Annotated in this window: 16 protein-coding genes; 7 read left to right on the top strand and 9 right to left on the bottom strand. The window is 69.4% G+C overall.

The features are described from left to right. Positions 1 to 27: 27 nt before the first annotated feature. The 3 genes from carB to metX all read left to right on the top strand — a co-directional run bounded on the left by carB (position 28) and on the right by metX (position 6,719). On the top strand, positions 28 to 3,219 hold the full coding sequence (carB, locus tag NL114_RS04560) for a carbamoyl-phosphate synthase large subunit (protein WP_254823617.1): 3,192 nt from the start codon (positions 28 to 30) through the stop codon (positions 3,217 to 3,219). Positions 3,220 to 4,138: 919 nt separating this feature from the next. Continuing rightward, on the top strand, positions 4,139 to 5,491 hold the full coding sequence (locus NL114_RS04555) for an O-acetylhomoserine aminocarboxypropyltransferase/cysteine synthase family protein (protein WP_254823616.1): 1,353 nt from the start codon (positions 4,139 to 4,141) through the stop codon (positions 5,489 to 5,491). A 1-nt stretch (position 5,492) separates the two neighbouring features. Then, positions 5,493 to 6,719 (top strand): homoserine O-acetyltransferase MetX, encoded by a 1,227-nt coding sequence (gene metX, locus NL114_RS04550; protein ID WP_254823615.1) that lies wholly within the window; start codon positions 5,493 to 5,495, stop codon positions 6,717 to 6,719. A 6-nt stretch (positions 6,720 to 6,725) separates the two neighbouring features. On the opposite strand, the gene NL114_RS04545 is transcribed toward metX, so the two are convergent. The 3 genes from NL114_RS04545 to serB all read right to left on the bottom strand — a co-directional run bounded on the left by NL114_RS04545 (position 6,726) and on the right by serB (position 8,259). Further along, positions 6,726 to 7,232 carry a hypothetical protein gene (locus tag NL114_RS04545; protein ID WP_254823614.1) on the bottom strand — a complete coding sequence of 169 codons (507 nt, stop codon included), beginning with the start codon at positions 7,230 to 7,232 and terminating at the stop codon, positions 6,726 to 6,728. 41 nt (positions 7,233 to 7,273) lie between these two features. After that, complete coding sequence (locus NL114_RS04540; RefSeq protein ID WP_254823613.1) at positions 7,274 to 7,546, bottom strand: hypothetical protein; 273 nt, start codon at positions 7,544 to 7,546, stop codon at positions 7,274 to 7,276. An 80-nt stretch (positions 7,547 to 7,626) separates the two neighbouring features. Further along, the gene (gene serB / locus NL114_RS04535) at positions 7,627 to 8,259 is read right to left on the bottom strand and encodes a phosphoserine phosphatase SerB (RefSeq protein WP_254823612.1); all 633 of its coding nucleotides are present in this window, start codon (positions 8,257 to 8,259) and stop codon (positions 7,627 to 7,629) included. A 200-nt stretch (positions 8,260 to 8,459) separates the two neighbouring features. On the opposite strand from serB, the gene NL114_RS04530 reads away from it, so the two are divergent. Then, positions 8,460 to 9,203, top strand: coding sequence for a metal-dependent hydrolase (locus NL114_RS04530; RefSeq protein WP_254823611.1), 744 nt, complete (start codon positions 8,460 to 8,462; stop codon positions 9,201 to 9,203). A 74-nt stretch (positions 9,204 to 9,277) separates the two neighbouring features. After that, complete coding sequence (locus tag NL114_RS04525; protein WP_254823610.1) at positions 9,278 to 9,811, top strand: phosphoethanolamine transferase CptA; 534 nt, start codon at positions 9,278 to 9,280, stop codon at positions 9,809 to 9,811. 37 nt (positions 9,812 to 9,848) lie between these two features. On the opposite strand, the gene NL114_RS04520 is transcribed toward NL114_RS04525, so the two are convergent. The 6 genes from NL114_RS04520 to NL114_RS04495 are packed head-to-tail and all read right to left on the bottom strand — an operon-like array spanning position 9,849 to position 14,610. Further along, positions 9,849 to 10,379 (bottom strand): GNAT family N-acetyltransferase, encoded by a 531-nt coding sequence (locus tag NL114_RS04520; RefSeq protein WP_254823609.1) that lies wholly within the window; start codon positions 10,377 to 10,379, stop codon positions 9,849 to 9,851. Further along, positions 10,376 to 11,191: a metal-dependent hydrolase gene (locus tag NL114_RS04515; protein ID WP_254823608.1), complete on the bottom strand. Its 816-nt coding sequence runs from the start codon at positions 11,189 to 11,191 to the stop codon at positions 10,376 to 10,378. Before NL114_RS04515 ends, NL114_RS04520 begins: the two co-directional genes overlap by 4 nt. A gap of 57 nt (positions 11,192 to 11,248) precedes the next feature. After that, on the bottom strand, positions 11,249 to 12,241 hold the full coding sequence (locus NL114_RS04510) for an amino acid ABC transporter permease (RefSeq protein ID WP_254823607.1): 993 nt from the start codon (positions 12,239 to 12,241) through the stop codon (positions 11,249 to 11,251). Further along, the gene (locus NL114_RS04505) at positions 12,238 to 13,002 is read right to left on the bottom strand and encodes an amino acid ABC transporter ATP-binding protein (protein WP_254823606.1); all 765 of its coding nucleotides are present in this window, start codon (positions 13,000 to 13,002) and stop codon (positions 12,238 to 12,240) included. The genes NL114_RS04510 and NL114_RS04505 overlap by 4 nt, the downstream gene beginning before the upstream one ends. Then, a complete protein-coding gene (locus NL114_RS04500; protein ID WP_254823605.1) occupies positions 12,999 to 13,742 on the bottom strand; it encodes an amino acid ABC transporter permease in 744 nt (247 codons plus the stop codon). Before NL114_RS04500 ends, NL114_RS04505 begins: the two co-directional genes overlap by 4 nt. Before the next feature lie 4 nt (positions 13,743 to 13,746). After that, positions 13,747 to 14,610, bottom strand: coding sequence for a basic amino acid ABC transporter substrate-binding protein (locus NL114_RS04495; protein WP_254823604.1), 864 nt, complete (start codon positions 14,608 to 14,610; stop codon positions 13,747 to 13,749). A gap of 279 nt (positions 14,611 to 14,889) precedes the next feature. Here NL114_RS04495 and NL114_RS04490 point away from each other — a divergent pair, with 279 nt between their 5' ends. Next, positions 14,890 to 16,359 carry a replication factor C large subunit gene (locus NL114_RS04490; protein ID WP_254823603.1) on the top strand — a complete coding sequence of 490 codons (1,470 nt, stop codon included), beginning with the start codon at positions 14,890 to 14,892 and terminating at the stop codon, positions 16,357 to 16,359. Between the two features lie 493 nt (positions 16,360 to 16,852). After that, positions 16,853 to 17,323: a hypothetical protein gene (locus NL114_RS04485; RefSeq protein ID WP_254823602.1), complete on the top strand. Its 471-nt coding sequence runs from the start codon at positions 16,853 to 16,855 to the stop codon at positions 17,321 to 17,323. Positions 17,324 to 17,328: the final 5 nt, after the last annotated feature.

Below are 17,328 nucleotides of genomic sequence, written 5' to 3'. Positions count from 1 at the left end.
TTACGATGTGCGGACCAGGTCGCGGTAATGAGCGTAACCGGCGAGGACCGGACCATCCTACTCATCGGGAGCGGACCGATTCAGATCGGACAGGCCGCCGAGTTCGACTACTCCGGCGCGCAGGCGTGTCGCGCCCTGCAGGAGGAGGGCGCCCGAGTCGTCCTCGTCAACTCGAACCCCGCGACCATCATGACCGACCCGGAGATGGCCGACGAGGTGTACGTCGAGCCCATCACCACCGAGGCCATCGCCGAGGTCATCGAGGAGGAGCGCCCGGACGGCGTCATCGCGGGCCTCGGGGGGCAGACGGGACTGAACGTCACCGCCGAACTCGCCGAGGAGGGCGTCCTCGAGGAGTTCGACGTGGACATCATGGGGACGCCGCTGGACACCATCTACGCGACGGAGGACCGGGACCTCTTCCGCGAGCGGATGGAGTCCATCGGCCAGCCCGTGCCCGAGTCCGTCACCATCAACAGCATCGAGGAGATCGACGACGCCGTCGACACGGTCGGCGGGCTGCCCGCCATCATGCGGACGACGTACACGCTGGGTGGCGCGGGGTCGGGCGTCATCCACGAGATGGACGAGATGCGCGAGCGCGTCCGCAAGGGCCTGCGCCTCTCGCGCAACAGCGAGGTGATGATCACCGAGTCCATCGACGGCTGGGTCGAACTCGAGTACGAGGTGATGCGCGACGCGGACGACTCGTGTATCATCATCTGCAACATGGAGAACCTCGACCCGATGGGCATCCACACGGGGGAGTCGACGGTCGTCACGCCCAGCCAGGTCATCCCGGACGAGGGTCACCAGGAGATGCGCGACGCGGCGCTCGAAGTGATTCGCGAACTCGGCATCCAGGGTGGCTGTAACATCCAGTTCGCGTGGCGCGACGACGGGACCCCGGGTGGGGAGTACCGCGTCGTCGAGGTGAACCCCCGCGTCTCGCGCTCCTCCGCGCTGGCGTCGAAGGCGACGGGCTATCCCATCGCCCGCGTCACCGCGAAGGTCGCGCTGGGCAAGCGCCTCCACGAGATCGAGAACGAGATCACCGGCGAGACCACCGCGGCGTTCGAGCCGGCTATCGACTACGTCGTGACGAAGGTCCCGCGCTGGCCGAAGGACAAGTTCACCGACGTCGACTTCACGCTCGGCACGGCGATGAAATCGACCGGCGAGGCGATGTCCATCGGTCGGACGTTCGAGGAGTCGCTGCTGAAGGCGTTGCGCTCCTCGGAGTACCAGCCAGCCGTCGACTGGGTGGACGTGAGTGACGAGAAACTCGAGCGCGACTACCTCGAGACGCCGACGCCGGACCGCCCGTACGCGATGTTCGAGGCGTTCGACCGTGGCTACTCCGTCGAGGAGGTCGTCGAGCTGACTCGCATCAAGGAGTGGTACGTCGAGCGGTTCGGGACCATCGCGGACGCCGCCGCGGACGCACAGAACGGCGACTTCTCCGGCGCGGCCAACATCGGCTTCACGGACCACCAGACGGCGGCCATCGCCGACGGCGCCGGGACCGCCCCGGAGTTCGCCTCCGAGGCCAACCCGCAGCAGGGGCCCATCGATGCGGTCGAGGACGAGTCCATCGACCGCCGGTTCAAGCAGGTCGACACCTGCGCCGGCGAGTTCGCTGCCAGCACGCCGTACTACTACTCCGCCCGCGACCCGGTGTCGGGTATCTCGCGCGACGAGGTGCAGGTCGAGCGCGACAACGAGTCCGTGGTCGTGGTGGGCGGCGGCCCCATCCGCATCGGGCAGGGTGTCGAGTTCGACTACTGTGCGGTCCACGCGGTCCGCGCGCTCCGCGAGTCGGGCATCGACGCGCACGTCGTCAACAACAACCCGGAGACGGTGTCGACGGACTACGACACCTCCGACGGCCTGTTCTTCGAGCCCATCACGGCCGAGGAGGTGGCCGACGTGGTCGAGGAGACGGACGCCGACGGCGTGATGGTCCAGTTCGGCGGGCAGACCTCCGTCAACATCGGTGAACCGCTGGCCGACGAGATAGAGCGCCGCGGGCTGGACTGCGACATCATGGGTACGTCCGTCGAGGCGATGGACCTCGCCGAGGACCGCGACCGCTTCAACCGCCTGATGGACGACCTGGGCATCTCCCAGCCCTCGGGCGGGACCGCTACGAGCGAATCCGAGGCGCTCGACCTGGCCAGCGATATCGGCTACCCCGTCCTCGTCCGCCCGTCGTACGTGCTGGGCGGGCGTGCGATGGACGTGGTCCACTCCGACGAGGAACTGAAGACGTACATCGAGGAGGCGGTGCGTGTCTCCCCGGACAAGCCCATCCTCGTCGACGAGTTCCTCGCGGACGCCGTCGAGCTGGACGTGGACGCGGTGGCCGACGGCGAGGACGTGCTCATCGGCGGCATCATGGAGCACGTCGAGACCGCCGGCGTCCACTCCGGCGACTCGGCCTGCATGATTCCGCCGCGCTCGCTGTCGGAGGACACGCTGGAGCGGGTCCGCGAGGTCACGAAGGACATCGCGGTGGCGCTGGACACGGTGGGCCTGCTGAACGTCCAGCTCGCGGTGCGCGACGGCGAGGTGTTCGTCCTGGAGGCGAACCCGCGCTCCTCGCGCACGGTCCCGTTCGTCTCGAAGGCGACGGGGGTGCCCATCGCGAAGCTGGCGGCGAAGGTGATGGCCGGCTCCTCGCTGGAGGAGCTGCGCGCCCACGAGATGGTGCCCGAGCACGTCTCCGTGAAGGAGGTCGTCCTGCCGTTCGACCGCCTGCCCGGCAGCGACCCGCGTCTCGGCCCGGAGATGAAGTCCACCGGCGAGGTCATGGGCACCGCCCGCTCGTTCGGGAAGGCCTACCTCAAGGCCCAGTCCGCGACGGGCAAGGCCATTCCGACGGAGGGTGTTGCCCACGTCGACCTGGAGTCGGTGCGCGAACTCTCGCAGCTGGACGAGGACGTGAGCGAGGTGCAGGCGGGCTTCGAGCGCCACTTCGAGGTCAAGCAGTTCGACGACCTCGAACAGGCCATCAAGGACGGCGAGGTCGACCTCGTGGTCTCGCGCGAGCGCGAACCGCTCGAGGTCGCCGTCGAGGAGACGATCACCTACTTCTCGACGTTGCCCTCGGCGAAGGCGGCGCTGGAAGCCATCGAGACGAAGGACGAGCCGCTGGACGTGGAGTCGCTGTCGGACCGCCCCCGCGAGCGTCGCAAGTGGGGCGTGCGTGAGGAGTAGGGTGTAGAACCGGAGTTTTCGTCTGCTTCTGGCGGGTTTGGTACTTTGAATGGCGGGGAGTTCTGTTGTAGTGGCTATATTCTCAGAGAGTCTGCTGGCAGAGGCGACTACGAAGCCCTCACGCGCTCCGGGCCCCTGACTCGCTGCGCGCTCGGTCGGTCGCTTCGCTCCCTCCCTGCGGTGCTTGCGTCGTCAGTTGACCCGGAGCGCGTTCGCCCTTCGATTCCACCGAGGGCCGCAGGTCAGTCAATCGACCACCGTGAGCCTCGGGCCTCCCCAACCGCTTGCGCTTCTCGGCCTCGCTCCGCTCGGCCTGCGATGCTCAGCCCTCGCACGCGATAGAGGCGGCTGGCCTGCGGCACAGCCGCCAGCGCGCGCCACCTCGACTGACGGCGGTGTGCGACCGCTCCAGTCCACGGGCCGGGAGCGCGTGGTGAGGCCCGGATGGGCCGAACCCGCGCGACCCGGGGAAGGGCAGGGGCGCCGCTCAGTGACACATTCTACGTCCTGGCGGACTCGAAGGGCGAGCGCTCTCGAACCCTCCCGGCCGACGTAAGCACCGGAGCGAAGGGAGCGCAGCGACCGGAGCGAGGAGCGCAGCGAGGCCCGGAGTGGTCGAGAGCGCGAGGGCTTCGGAGGCGGTTGTGTCGTCGGTGTCGCCGTGTGAGAGCGCGAGGGCTTCGGAGGCGGTTGTGTCGTCGGTGTCGCCGTGTGAGAGCGCGAGGGCTTCGGAGGCGGTTGTGTCGTCGGTGTCGCCGTGTGAGAGCGCGAGGGCTTCGGAGGCGTCTCCGTAGCTATCTTCGTTGCCGTCCTGCTACCGCCATCGATAACCACCCTCCAAATCCCCGAGCCCTCTCCGCCTAGCAAATATTGCCGTAACTGTGGGTTATAGATTTCTAGAGATATATGCACGACACACATGAACGACGAGCAGTCGGATGCGAATCTCGCCGACCTCGGCTTCGGCACCCGCTGTGTCCACGCGGGCCACGAGCCCGACCCCGAGACGGGCGCCTCCGCGACGGCTATCCACCAGACCTCCTCCTACGAGTTCCCGGACGCCGACCGTGCGGCCGACCTGTACGCGCTGGACGAGGTCGACCACATCTACTCGCGCATCAGCAACCCCACCACGCGCAAGCTGGAGCGCCGTCTCGCATCGCTCCACGGCGGGTCGGACGCGCTCGCCACGGCCAGCGGCATGGCCGCGCTCGACGCCGCCACCTTCGTCCTCGCCGAGGCCGGCGACAACATCGTCTCCTCCTCCTCAATCTACGGCGGCACGCACTCGTACCTCTCCGGGACCGCCGGCCGTCGGGGTATCGAGGCGCGGTTCGTCGACACCCTCGACCCCGACGCGTACGCCGCGGCCATCGACGAGGACACCGCGTACGTCCACGTCGAGAGCATCGGGAACCCGTCGCTCGTCGTGCCGCCGTTCGAGGCCATCGCCGAGGTCGCCCACGACCACGGCGTCCCGCTGCTGGTCGACAACACGTTCGCGACGCCGGCGCTCTGTCGCCCGTTCGAGCACGGCGCGGACCTCGTCTGGGAGTCGACGACGAAGTGGATTCACGGCTCCGGCACCACCGTGGGCGGCGTCCTCGTCGAGGACGGCAGTTTCCCGTGGGCCGACTACCCCGAGAAGTACCCCGAGGTCGGTGGGCCGAACCCCTCGTTCCACGGGCTGAACTTCGCCGAGACGTTCGGCGACGGCGCGTTCACGATGGCCGCGCGCCAGCGCGCCGTGCGCTCGGTCGGGAGCCAGCAGTCCCCGTTCGACGCGTGGGCCACGCTGCAGGGGTCCGAGACGCTCTCGCTCCGGATGGAGCGCCACTGCGAGAACGCCGCGCTCGTCGCGGAGTTCCTCGCGGACCACGAGGACGTGGCCTGGGTGACGTACCCGGGCCTCGAATCGCACGAGACCCACGACCACGCCCGGCGCTATCTGGACGGCGGCTTCGGCGGGATGATCGCGTTCGGGCTGGAGGGTGGCTTCGAGGCCGGCAAGCGCGTCTGCGAGAACGTCGACCTCGCACGCTTCCTCGCCAACATCGGCGACGCCCGCACCCTCGTCATCCACCCCGCCAGCACGACGCACGCGCAGTTGAGCGAGGAGGAGCAACGCGCCTCCGGCGTCACGCCGGACCTCGTCCGCCTCTCGGTCGGCATCGAGGACCCCGCCGACATCGTGGCCGACCTCGGACAGGCCATCGAGAGCGCCTCGCGAGCGACCGACGGGGGCGCCCGGACGGGCGCGGGAGGTGACTGAGATGGAGGGCGTCCCGCACGAGGCCGACACCGTCTCCGTCGGCGAGTTCACCTTCGAGTGCGGCGAGTCCATCCCGGACCTCGAACTCTCGTACGAGGCGTACGGGGAGTTCACCGGTGACAACGCCGTCCTCGTCTGTCACGCGCTCACCGGGAGCGCCCATGTCGCGGGACGGCGCCGCCGGAGCGGTGGCCCAGACACGGCCGGCCAGGCACGGGCCTGGTGGGACGACATCGTCGGCGCCGGGAAGGCCATCGACACCACCTCCTACTACGTCGTCTGCGTCAACGTCCCGGGCTCCTGCTACGGCTCGTCGGGCCCCGAATCGCTGGACGAGGACGGCGAGCACTGGGGCACACGGTTCCCACCGGTCACGGTCGGGGACTGGACCCGCGCGCAGCGCCGCCTGCTCGACCACATCGGCGTCCCCAACCTGCACGCCGTCGTCGGCGGTTCGGTCGGCGGCATGAACGCGCTGGACTGGGCGAAGCGCCACCCCGACCACGTCGACCGCGTCATCCCCGTGGCGACGGCTGCTCGTCTCGACCCGCAGATCGTCGCGCTCGACGGCATCGCCCGCCGTGCCATCACCTCGGACCCGGCGTGGCAGGGCGGCGACTACTACGGCGAGGGGCCGCGCCCGGAGAACGGCCTCGCTATCGCCCGGCAGATCGGCCACGTCACCTACCTCTCCAAATCGTCGATGAGCGACAAGTTCGGCCGGCGCTCGGCCTCCAGGGACGCCGCCCGCGACACCTTCCCGGTCGACCCCGCGGCCGACTTCTTCCCCTACCGGGACGTGGAGTCGTACCTCGACTACCAGGGCGAGAAGTTCGCCGAGCGGTTCGACCCGAACTCGTATCTCTACCTCTCGCGGGCGATGGACAACTACGACCTGGCGTCGGGCTACGAGTCCGACGCCGACGCGCTCGCCGCGTTCGACGGGGAGGCGATGGTCGTCTCCTTCACCGGCGACTGGCACTTCACCGTCGAGCAGGGCGAGGAGCTGGCCGACGCGTTCCGGACTGCGGGCGCACGCACTGCCCACCACGTCATCGAGAGCGACCACGGCCACGACGCCTTCCTCGTCGAACCGGACCGTGTGGGGCCGCCGCTCGCGGACTTCCTCGCCGACGGCGTTCGCGGCAAGTCCGTCACGGACACCCGCGACGACGAGGAGCGTGAGAGCGAGTTCGCGCCCGTCCATACGAGCCTGTTCTCGGACTGAGGCGGCTCAGCTCCCGCCGTCGCGCTCGCCCTCGGCGACCGTCTCGGCCAGCGTCTCGCGGTCCGGGAAGTACGCGGGGGCGTCCCGTTCGACCTCGAACGCGACCACGCGCTCCAGGGCCTCGCCGCCGTCCTCGACATCGTCCAGTTCCGCTGCGAGGTCGGCGTAGCCACCGGCGAGGTCGTTGAACGCGTTCATCCGGGCCTGTTTCGCCTCGACCAGCGTCTGCTTGTGCTCGACGGTCGATACGGCCGACTCGGCGGCGTCCGCGGCTGCTCCGGCCTCGTCGCCGCCCGCCTCGGGTCGCTCGGGCTCGGTCGTCGAGGGCGGGGTCACGATACCCTCGGTCGCGTCGTCGAGGTCACCGCGAAGCGCCGCCAGCTCGTCGTCGACCTCGTCCAGTAGTTCGTCGGCCTCCTCCCCCAGCTGCTGGACGCGCCCGGAGCAGAGTGCGGCCTGGGTCCGACAGTACTCGACGAACGCCGCCACGTCCGGCGGGTCGGATTGGTCCATGCGCCCCTTCGGGTGGGCAGCGGAAAGTCAGTTCCGGGGACTCACCGCAACAGCAGCAGCGTCGCGCTCCCCACGACGACCGCGACCGGATACGCCGGGTGGGCTCGCGAGAACTGCAGGAACCGTTCGAGCGTGACGCCGGCCAGGTCCGGCATCACGCCGGTCCCGGGCGAGAGCGAGGCGACGATGACCCAGGCCGCGACCAGCGCGCCGACCCCCCCAGCCGTCCGGAGCGGGTTGGCCCCGGCCCACAGCGCCAGTCGCCGGGGGCCCCACCGGAGGCCGCGAAGCAACAGTCCGATGCCGAATGCCATACCCGATACTGGGTGGCAGCGGCCGTCAACCCTCGTACGACGTGCGTCTGACGCGCCGGTCGGCCACCGACCGGACCGCCTCAGAGGATGTCGCGCTCGGTCAGCAGCTCCTGTAGCTCGGCCATCGACTCGACGACCACGTCGCAGTGGGGTTCGACGGCCGGCTTGGGCTCGTAGCCCACGGCGAGGCCCGCCACCTCCAGCATCGGCAGGTCGTTCGCGCCGTCACCGACGGCGACCGTGTCGGCCATCGCCACGTCGACCTCGGCGGCGAGGTCCTCCAGCGCCTCGTCCTTGGTCCCCTCGATGAGTGGTCCCTCGACGTCGCCGGTCAGCTTGCCGTTCCGGATGGGGAGCCGGTTGGCGACCACCGTGTCCACGTCCGTGCCGGCGTCGTCCAGTGCGCGGGCGACGCCGCGCTCGAACCCGCCGGTGAGGATGGCGACCGTGTGGCCGGCGTCACGGAGCGCGTCGATGACCTCGGCGGCCCCCGGGCGCAGTTCCACCCGGCCGAACGCGCGGTCGGCCTTCTTCTCCTTCAGCCCCCGCAGCAGTTCCGCCCGCGAGCGCAGGCTCTCGGCGTAGGACATCTCGTCGTTCATCGCCCGCTCGGTGATGTCGGCCATCTCCTCGGCCACGCCCTGCTCGCCCCCCAGTAGCACGGTCATCTCGGAGTCGCTGAGCGTCCCGTCGAAGTCGAACGCGATGAGCATCTGCGCGGTCGTTCGCCGGGTTCGGGCTTGAATCCCCCGCGTTGGAGTTGCCTGTCGTTCGGCCGAGCGACGTGCGTGGTGGTTCCCGCGGAGCGCTCGCGCCCCCACCCCTCCGTGCGCTCCCTGTTCCCGGAACCGAACAATCGTCCCGCAGATCCACCGGCAGAACGTTCATACTCGCACACGCCCCAGGCCGACCCATGCCACCGACGGTCGTCCACGCGGCGCTCGGGGTCATCCTGGCCGCGGCAGCCCTCGGCGCCGCGTTCGACCGACGGGCCGCCGTCGTCGCGGGAGCGGCCGGTGCTGCGCCGGACCTCGACGCCCTCTTCGGGTTGCTCGCGGTGCCCGGCGGCCTCCCCGTTCCCGAGAGCACCCACGGGGCCGTCCTGCACACGCTCTTCATCCCGGGCCTCGCGGCGGCCGTCCTCTACGCCGACGCGCGGCGGGACCGGCGCGTGGTCGACCACCTCGGCGCCGCCGGCGTGCGGCTGGCGTGGGTCGCGGTCGCCGTCTACGCCGTCGCCGGCATCGGTCTCGACCTGCTGAACGTCGCAACCGCCAACCCGTTCTGGCCGCTCCACGACCAGTTCTACGCGTTCGTCGGGAGCATCGTGTTCTCCAATCAGGAGCTGTTCGCCCAGTCGTACGTCCAGTTCGGGACGGAGGGGTACGCCGTCTACGTCGGGCAGCAGGGCGGGACGGCCGAGTTCTTCATCCCCTCGCCACTCAACCCGGTTCGCGGGCCGAACGGGAACTCCGAGCGTATCGTCGATATCGTCGAGTCGGGCTGGCAACTGCTCGTGCTCGCCGCGGCGCCGCTCGTCGGCTGGCTCGCCGCCCATTCCGACGCGGCCAGCCGGACCACCGCGTCGTCGGCTGACGGCGCGGGGAGCGAGGCTGCGGGCGGCTCGGCGTCCGACCCCGTCTCGACGGATGACTGAGGTCGCGTGTGGCTGGTTCCCGGGACCCCCCGGCCGGAAACTACTTTCGGCGGCCCCGTGTTCGGCCGAACGGAATGTCAGTCTCAGTCGGCAACAGGGAGATCCCGCTTGCGGTCGGCGCCGCCGCCGGTGCCGCCGCGGAACTGGTCGGCTACGCCCTCGTCTTCATCATCACCTCCGGCAGCATCCGCGACAACATCCTCCGTCAGGCGACCGACATCCCGACGTGGAAGGCCGTCGGCTGGGTGTTCTTCAACGCCCACTTCGTCGAGACGATGATCGACCTGGGCTTCTTCGGGAGCGGCACCGGGAGCTTCATCGGCGGCGACGACGGGTTCACCACCCTCCTCTACGCCATCCCGCCGCTGGTCCTCATCGCGGCTGGCCTCGCCGTTGGACAGTACGGCGATATCGACGAACCGGTCGAGGCGCTGACGGGCGCCGCTGGCGTCGTGCTCGGCTACCTCGCGCTCGTCCTCGTCGGACTGTTCCTGTTCCCGGCACAGGGAACCGGGCCGGTGTTCGCGACGGGCATCCTCCTCGCGGGGCTGGTCTACCCCCTCGTGTTCGGCACCGTCGGTGGCCTCATCGCGACGGTCACCGACTGACGGCCGACGGCCACGCGTGCGCTCGCTCCCGCCCGGCTCAGAGGTCACGCGCCACGAGTTCGCCCCATCCGGTGAAGCCGTGGCGCTCGTAGAAGGCGCGGGCCCGCTCGTTTTCCGTGTCGACATCCAGCAGGAGCCGGTCCAGCGGCAGGGTCTGCTCGCGGGCGTGCGACAGCACCCCCTCGAACAGCTCGTCCGCGAGCCCCGTTCCCCGGTTGCGCGGGGCGACCCACAGCTCGTTCAGGACGGCGGCGTCCCAGACGAACGCGAGCCGTTCGGGGAGCAGGAACGCGTAGCCCGCGAGCGGCGGCCCGTCTGCGACCTCGCGCTCCGGGACCGCGACCAGCACACAACCCGGGTCGTCAGTCGCACAGCGCCGGACCCAGGCGAGCCACCGTTCCCTGTATCCCTCGGTCAGTTTCTCGGCGTACGCGGCCTCCTTCTCCGTGTCGCCGGCCTCGCCGAGCCCCAGTTCGAACACGCGCTTGCCGGCCCACAGCGCCTCGGTATCGCGGTCCGGGTGGTACGGTCGGACCGTCGGGTTCGGGTCCGCGGTGGGACTGGTCACGCTACATCCCCCTCGTCGCCGGGCGAATCGGTGGAATCCGGGTCCGTGTCGTCGCTCGCGTCGTCGACCCGGCGGACCGCGGGCTCGGCGTCGCCGTCCGTCTCGGCGGGGACGGGCGTCGTCTCGGCCATCGCCACCTCGGGCGAGAGCCGGGCGCGGATTGTCAGGCCGACGACGCTCGCGACGACGAGCAGGAGCTGCCAGCCCCGGAAGACGACCGGGAAGACCCGACGGACGTCCTTCGGCTCGCGGCCCTTGTCGGGGTCGATGCCGCTCCCGACGTGGTAGTCGCGGGTCGACCCCTGCCCGCCCACGTCGACGCGAGCACCGCCGCCGCCGCCACCGCCGCTCGGCTCCGGTGTCGCGGTCCCGACCTCGACGAACGACTGCTGGAAGCCGGCCCGGGTGGAGTAGTTGGCGGCGCCGTCGAACGCGTAGAACTGGTCGTGGAGCGGGTAGAGGATGTTCACCCCGGCGGGGTTGGTGAGGTCGAGGCCGATGCCCGAGACGACGACGGCGGCGATGGCCGCCCACGCCACCCGGACCCCACGGTCCCCGTACCGCTCGCGGACCAGCGAGCGCTCGCCCAGGCGCGTCTCCGCGTACAGGTAGGTCGCGGCGAACAGCGGGAGGAGGACCGTGTGGAAGAGTGCGCGGTGGGTCGATTCGAGGACGAGACTCGTGACGGTGTCCAGGTCGACGAAGACGACGGCGGCGGCGACCGCGAGCAGGGCCCGGCGGTCGAAGTAGGGCCCGAGCACGGCTGCCGCGACGAGGAGTCCGAAGGCGACGTGGACGACCGTCGATGGCACGCCCGGAGGGCGGGCCGCGGTGGGCAAAGCGGTTTCGGCGGGTGTGGTGGCCGCGACCTACCGGCGGCCCTTGGTACCCAGTCCGGGGATGGCGACGCGGTCCTCGACGTAGCTCATGAACGCCGACGCCGAGACGACCAGCGCGATGTAGAACAGCGCGGCGACGGTGTAGATCTGGACGTACAGGTAGGTGTCGTTGCCGATGGCTTCGGCCCGGAAGAACAGCTCCCGGACCGTGATGAACGAGGCCAGCGAGGAGTACTTGATGAGGTAGACCAGTTCGTTCGACCAGCCAGGGATGGCGAATCGAAGCCCCTGGGGCAGGACGACGTGGCGGATGGCCTCGACCTTCGAGAGGCCGATGGCGCGCCCGGCCGTCAGCTGGCCCGAGTCGACCGAGAGCAGCGCCGACCGGATGTACTCGGACTGGTAGGCCGCCGAGTTGATGGTGAAGCCGATGAGCGCCACCATCACCGCCGTGTCGGGGAGGACGCCCACGCCGACGCCGGGAATCACGCGGACGTACTGGGTGAGTCCCAGCCCGAAGTAGAGGACGAACAGCTGCGCGAGCAGCGGCGTCCCGCGGATGAGTTCCGTCGCTGCGAGCGCGGGGTACCGGGTCACCCGGTTGCCGTAGACCCGGGCGACGCTCAGCGGCACCGCCAGCACCAGCCCCGCCAGGATGGAGACGACGGTGAGGACGATGGTGACCCAGGCGCCCGCCGCCAGCTGCGGGAGCGCCTCGATACCGAAGGCGATGAAGTCCAGTCCGCCGGCGAACCAGTCGAGCAGGCCCGCGAGGGGGGCCGGCGCGGCCGTCTCCCGGAGCACCTCGCCCGCCGACACGAACGGCTGCGTCGGGAAGAACGTCTCCCGAGAGGTCACGTTCGTCCCCGGGACGACCACCCAGTCGTACACCCACCGGACGACGAGCCACGCCCAGAACGGACCCAGCACCGCGTAGAACAGCGGCCGCCGGCCGAGTTCGACGCCGACGGTGCCGCGAGTGGTCGCGGAACCCCCCGGCTCGTCGGCGGTCTCGGCGCTCATCCGTGCTGGCCTCCGTGGAGGCTGGTCAGTCGCTCGAGGAACTCACCCGTCCGCTCGTGTTCGGGCGCCTCGAACAGCTGCTCGGGCGGCCCACGCTCGACGACGCTCCCCTCGTCGAGGAAGGAGATGGTCGAGGCCGCCTCCTGTGCGAACCCCATCTCGTGGGTGACACACAGCATCGTCATCCCGTCGTCGGCGAGGTCGCGCATCACGCGCAGCACCTCGCCGATGAGTTCGGGGTCGAGTGCGCTCGTGGGCTCGTCGAACAGCATCAGCTCGGGGTCCATCGCCAGCGCACGGGCGATGCCGACGCGCTGTTTCTGCCCGCCCGAGAGCTCGGCCGGGTAGGAGTCGGCCTGGTTCGCGAGGCCGACGCGTTCCAGTTGCGACATCGCCTCGGCACGGGCCTCCTCCTTCGAGTGGCCCAGCACCTCCCGGAGCCCGAGGGTGACGTTGCCGAGCGCGGTCCGGTGGGCGAACAGGTTGAAGTCCTGGAACACCATCCCGACCCGCCGCCGGAGCGCGTTCACGTCGGTCTCGGGGGTCGTGACGGGGTCGCCATCGAGGTAGATGGTGCCCGAGTCGATCTCGGTGAGACGGTTCACGCAGCGCAGCATCGTCGACTTCCCCGAGCCGGAGGGCCCGATGACGACCTCCACGTCGCCACGCTCCATCTCGAAGTCGATGCCGCGGAGCACCTTCTCCTCGCCGTAGGACTGGTGGACGTCCTCGAACTCGAGGAGCGCGTTCGCGTCGCTCATCGTTCACCCCCCGTGCCGGGGATGGCGAAGCGCCGCCCCAGCAGTTCCAGCCCCTGGTTGGTGAGGACGGTCAGGACGAAGTAGACCGCCGAGACCGCGAGGATGACCTCCAGCACGGAGGTGGACTGGCCGGGCTGGGTGAACAGGTTGAACCCCCGGGTCAGCAGCTCCGCGAGGCCGATGAAGAAGGCGACGCTGGTGTCCTTCAGGACGATGGTGAACTCGTTCTGGAACCCCGGAATCGAGCGCCGGAGCGCCTGCGGCACGACGACGTGCCGGATGGCCTCGAACTGGCTCATCCCGACCGAGCGGGCGGCCTCCATCTGTCCCTCGCCGACGCTCTGGATGGCGCCACGGAAGATCTGTGACTGGTAGGCCGCGCTCCGGAGCCCCAGTCCGAGCGTCGCGGCCTCGAACGCGCCGACGTTGATGGGGTTGACGAAGAACGTGAACGCCAGGATGACCAGGAGGGGTGTCCCCCGGAGCAGGACGCCCGCGCGGTTCACCGCTGCCGCGACGGGGCCGGAGCCGTACACCTCGACGATGCCGGCGGGGAGCCCCGCCAGCAGGCCGAGGACGACGCTCGTCAGTGTCAGCAGGACGGTGACGCCGGCGCCGTACAGCAGGAACCGGCGGTTCCGGTAGACGAACTCCCAGTCACCGGCCTGGAGCACCACCCCGGGGTCGACATTGCCGGCGGCCGCCGCGAGCACCACGTCCGGCGCGAGCGCGGGGCTCATCGGTTCAGTTCGAGCCGAACCACTCGTTGCGGAGCTCCTCGTAGGTGCCGTTGTCGCGGACGGCCTGGAGTCCCTGGTTGATGGCCTGCTGGCGGTCGCTGTCGCCCTCGCGGACGCCGAAGCCGTAGCGCTCGCCCGTCTCGTAGACGAACGAGACGACGACGGCCCGCTGGTCGGCGAACGTCGCGCCGACCGGCTGGTCCAGCACGATGGCGTCGATGTTGCCGTTCTCGAGGTCCTGCACCGCGAGCGTGTAGTTGTCGTAGGCGTTGTAGTTGGACTCCTCCAGCTTGTTCTCCTGGATGAGCTGCTCCTGGATGACGCTCTCGCCGGTGGTCCCCTTCTGGGCGCCGATGGGGTGGCCCGAGAGGTCGTCCAGCGAGGACGGGCTGAAATCGCCGCCCTCGCGCACGATGACGGACTGGTCGGCGCTGTAGTACGGGTCCGAGAAGTCGATGGCGTTGTCGCGCTTGTCCGTGATGGTCATCGCCGCGGCGATGGCGTCGATCTTGTCGTCCCGGAGCGACGGGATGAGCGCGTCGAACTCGAACTCCTTCCAGCCGCCGAACTCGTACTCGCTCTCCTCGACGATGGCCTCGAACAGCTCCACGTCGAAGCCGGTCAGCTCGCCGTCCTGCTTGATCTCGAACGGCGGGAAGCCGGGCGCGGTGCCGGCGACGATCTGCGGTGCCGGCTCGTCCGTCGGCGTGCTGTCGTCCCCACCGTCCCCACCGTCCCCACCATCACCGCCGTCGCCGCCGTCCCCGCCGCCATCGCCGGTGTTGGTACACCCAGCGAGCGTGACGACGCTCCCGGCAGCGAGGGCTTTGAGGTACGAACGACGGTCGGTTCCGCGGTCAGTTGGCATACGTTCGTATACATATAACGCGACCATAGTACCTTTCATTCGCTCCCTCCGTGAGAACCGTTCAGTTGGGTATTGCTCTAGTAGTGTCGAAATCACTCGACGCTCGTCAATTGATTGGGTTAGTTGGTGCCGGAGGTTGGCGCAATAGTTCGCTGAAGTGGACGCAAGTGTCGTGGTATCTTATGCCGCGGGGGCGGGAGTCCCTCGTGCGCCGGTCATTCGGTTCGTCGGACCGTCCCTCCGCAACCACTAACCCCGCCCCCCACCTGCCTCCGCTAAATGGATTGGACGGAGAAGTACCGGCCCACGACGCTGTCGGAGGTCCGGGGCAACGACAAGGCCCGGGACAAGCTCCACGAGTGGGCCCGGTCGTGGGACGACCACGGCGAGGCGGTCATCATCTACGGCGCGCCGGGGATCGGCAAGACCAGCGCCGCGCACGCGCTCGCGAACGACATGGGCTGGTCGGTGATGGAGCTCAACGCCAGCGACTCGCGGACCGCCGACAAGATCAAGAAGGTGGCCGGGGGCGCCGCGATGAACCAGTCGCTCACCTCGACGGGGCGCCAGCTCGTCATCCTCGACGAGGCGGACAACCTCCACCAGCACAAGGACCGCGGCGGCGCCGGCGCGATGACCGACCTCGTGAAGGAGGCCAACCAGCCGGTCGTCCTCATCGCCAACGACTTCTACGAGATGTCGCGTGGCCTCCGGAACGCCTGCAAGGACATCGAGTTCAGGGACGTGGGCAAACGCTCCATCCTGCCGGTGCTGCGCGACATCTGCCGGAAGGAGGACATCCAGTACGAGGACGCCGCGCTGGACCGCATCGCGAGCACCAACGACGGCGACCTGCGCGGCGCCATCAAGGACCTCCAGGCCGCCGCCGAGGGCCGGGACCGCATCACCGTCGACGACGTGTCGACGGGCGACCGCGACCGCACGCAGGACATCTTCTCGCTGCTGGACGCCGTCCTCAAGGAGCAGTCGCCCGAAGAGGCGCTGCAGACGGCCTACGACACGGACGAGACGCCGGACGACCTGCTCCAGTGGGTCGAGGACAAGGTCCCGACGGTGTACGAGGGCGACGAGGTGGCCGACGCGTACGGCTACCTCGCGAAGGCGGACCGCTGGCTCGGACGCGTGCGTGCGACGCAGAACTACACGTACTGGCGCTACGCGACCGACAACATCGCGGCGGGTGTCGCGGCCGCCCGGACCCGCGACCGCGGCGGCTGGACGCGCTACGGCGGCGCGCCCTACCGGTCGTACCGGGACTCGACGCGGGACTACATCGCCGAGCGCATCGCCGAGTCCGCCGGGGTGTCGACGGCGACCGCTCGGCGTGAGATCATGCCGTTCCTCGCGGTGATGACCCACCACTGCAAGAATCGCGAATTGACGGTGTTGATGGCCGCGCGCTACGAACTCGACGCCGAACACGTCTCCTTCATCACGGGCAGCGGCGAGTCGACGAACAAGGTGCAGGACATCGTCGCCGACGCCGAGGAACTGCGCGAGCAGGAGGCCGTGGAGCATTCGGGCGGGGCCTTTGCGGGTGGCGTGGCGGAGTCGGAGATGGACGGGGAGGAGGGTGACGATGCCGACGGCGAAGACGAGGAAGTCGCGCAGGCGACGCTCGGTGGCGGTGACGATGGCTCGGGCGACGGGGAGGAGGAGGGCCGCGAGGCCGACGCGGAGGCCGCCGAGGACGACGACCAGCAGTCCGGGCTAGGCGATTTCATGTAGAGACTGGAATTAAAGTGCTAATTAGCGACATTCAACGATTGGGCCGAATATTTTACTCTAAAATCTCCAATATATCGCTAATTCGGGACATGCGAAGTCTTTGTGTTCTCTGCCAACAATTTCAGCGACAACAACTACGAAGCCCTCGCGCTCTCGGGTCGAGGGCCTCGCTGCGCTCCTCGGGCGCCGGAGGCGCCTGCGGTGCTTGCGTCGGCCGTCTTCCCCGAGAGCGCTCGCCCTTCGAGTCCGCCAGGGGGTTGGTTTCGGATCGAGCGACGCTCGTGGTGGTTCCAGCGGAGTGCTGGTGCCCCCACACCTCCCCGCGCGAGCGCCGTGGTGGCTCCGGCACGCTCGCTAGCGCTCGCGGCCTCCGCCGTGTGGCGCTCGCGCGCTTCCTGTTGTCGGAACCGACGGGAGACTCAGCTTCCCTGCAACGACGAATCGCGTCTCCCCCCGAACAAAGCTTATCCGCAGCGGCCCGCTGGGCGCTCGCATGGACGTGGCGAGGACGAGGCGACTGCTCTCTGGCCGGAGCGAGTTGTCTGGAACGCAACTCGCCGTCGCCGCCTCGCTCCTGTTCTTGACAGGGCTCGCCGTTCATCGGCTCTGGGCTGTCTCCACCCTGTACCTGAGTATCGCGATCGTCCCCATCATCGGCGCTGGCATCGCAGCGTCCTTCGGCTACCGGTCTCGTAGCCCACTCCGGGCGACACTCCTCGGACTGGCACCCTTCCTCGGCTTCGTGAGCCTGGAGACGTACTACGCGCTGTTCGGCACCCCGTTCGTCACCGTCTACGGTGGCCCCGCGCCCGCGAGACCTGGTGCTGGAGACCTGCAACCCATGATGACGAGTTTCGGCTATCCGGGCCATCTCACTCTCGGCGTCGGTCTGGTAGTTGTCCTGCTCGGCTACCTCCTCGGCCGGGTCCGGCGCGCATCCGGGACATCCACCGGGGATGCCTGAGTTCC

The organism is Haloglomus halophilum, from assembly GCF_024298885.1.
GTDB classification, from domain to species: Archaea; Halobacteriota; Halobacteria; order Halobacteriales; family Haloarculaceae; genus Haloglomus; species Haloglomus halophilum.
The sequence above is the reverse complement of the archived record's forward strand: the minus strand, read 5'-3'. Positions and strand labels throughout refer to the sequence as shown.